1 pseudogene is annotated in these 1,978 nt (G+C 36.6%); it reads right to left on the reverse strand.

What is annotated here, in order from left to right:
• Positions 1-714: 714 nt before the first annotated feature.
• Positions 715-1,644: pseudogene (gene repM, locus FTV31_RS16445) on the reverse strand (replication initiation protein RepM); the annotation flags it as partial.
• Between the last annotated feature and the right edge of the window lie 334 nt (positions 1,645-1,978).

A 1,978-nucleotide genomic window follows, 5' to 3' on the forward strand; every position in this document is an offset into this window, starting at 1 on the left:
ATCAATTTGTTTAGTTGTTCTTCAAAATCTTGCTTGTTTAAATCACCTGAAACGTACTGATCATAAAGTTTTTGATGATCTTCAGTGATTTCTAAATCGTAATATTCTCGATCTGATTTCTTTAAAAGTACCTCTGACAAACGATTATTTTTTTCGGCATCACTCAATTTCATAGTCTAAATGCTCCTATTTTGCGTTTATTGGCGTTTTTAGCCCTGTTTGGCTAGATTCCCCTGTTTTTGAAGAAAAGGCGCTTAAATGCGATTTTAGGCGGTTTTTGCGCTATGGGGTGAAATTCGATATTGGTGCTTTGCTAACAATAAAATTTTTAGCGGTTTGGAGATTTATCATTTCCCGACAGCAGGAGGGAATGCACGCTTACGCGTTTCTCTCCGAGAAACAAAAAATCGACCTCTGAAAAAGATAAAAATAAGCCCCAAAAGTTGGGGCGTTTTGAAATCTTTTTTAGAGGATTAATTGCTACTTTTTGGCATTCACGTAGTCATAAAATTGAAGTTGCTGTTTTGGGTCTTTTAGCATGATGCGAAGCCGTTGCATAAAATCATCTGGAGATTCGTTCTCCTGCTTTAAGTGAGCGAATTTCTTGTCACGGGACATATTGAACGACAAGCTGTTCACTTGCATATTTCGCAACTCAATAAACTTAGGTTCATCGACCTGTTTAATTGGTGCAGATTGGATTTTTTTAGAACCAAAGCCGAGCTGTTCCAGTAGCGGATAAAACATCCTGAATTTTTTTGGCTCTAAAAGCATGTCGGCAAGGCGTTTCGTAAAGTCTTCGGCTGACTCTCCGATCTCTGCATATTCGCTACCAACTTCGGGTAGTTCAGATAATTTATGTGCGAACAAATGCCGTTGGGCATCGGTCATTTCAACAAAAAAATCGGGTGTGTTTGGATCTCGTTTAGGGTCGATTTTTTGTTCTACTTTTGGCTGTGGTTTTTGTTTGAATCTGAATGAAAAACCACTAATTGAACGACCATTTTTATGTTGTTCTACCTTCACTTTAATGTCTGTTTTTTCATTAATTTGCTGTAATGATGGTTCTAAAACACGACTTTTAAAATGATTCATTGCTTTGTATTCATTAGGTTCAACTCCTAACTGACTTCTGAAATCCGCTAGTTTCAAAATTGGAGTTTTACCTACCTCACGCCATGTTATCAATAGTTCATAAAGTCGTATTGCATACTTGCCTGTAAGTCCTGAAACTTGATTAATCTGATAGCTTGTAAAGTGTTTCTCAAGTCGTGTAATTAGTGGAACTACATCAGGGGCAAAGGTGATTTCTAGTAGAGCAGAATCATCAATGTATTTAATACGACTAACCCATCGTGAGCGAACAATACCAATCCCTTTTGATGTTTCTTCTTGGAATGAAAATTGTCGATCAAATAGGTTGTTTACAGCTTCTTTTAAAGCCTTGTAAGCCCCTTCTTTTGTGACATTGAACTGTTTTGCATAATCACTGGCATGAATTTCTAGTTTACTGTCAGCAGTAATTCCTTTCCCTGTTTCTCTAGCACTGATAATTGCCAATAAAATTAACCTTTGTTCTGTTACCTCTAAGTTGTAACTGGCATTCATAAGAGCATTATCTTTTACAACTAACCCGCCTTTCATTAAGACACCATTATTTTTATGTATATAAAGACACATTATATTTTTATGTGTCTTAATGCAAACTATTTGTGTCGGTATTGGTGTTTTTGAACAAACTATTTGTGTCGGTATGACAAACTATTTGTGTCGGTATGTCCTCTGAAACGCACGTATATCAATACTTTCAAGGCTCTTAAAAGCATTTAAAAGCTTTTTATATTATTAAAAGCCCAAAAAAATCAAAAACGGCATTTAAAACTGCCCTATGTTTTCGCTTCGCTCAAACTCTATTGAATCTCGCTGCGCTCGATTCCTGGGGGCAGTTTTTTTCAAAGACCGGCTAGGACGCTAAAAA

The organism is Acinetobacter sp. YH16031, assembly GCF_013417335.1.
GTDB lineage: Bacteria > Pseudomonadota > Gammaproteobacteria > Pseudomonadales > Moraxellaceae > Acinetobacter.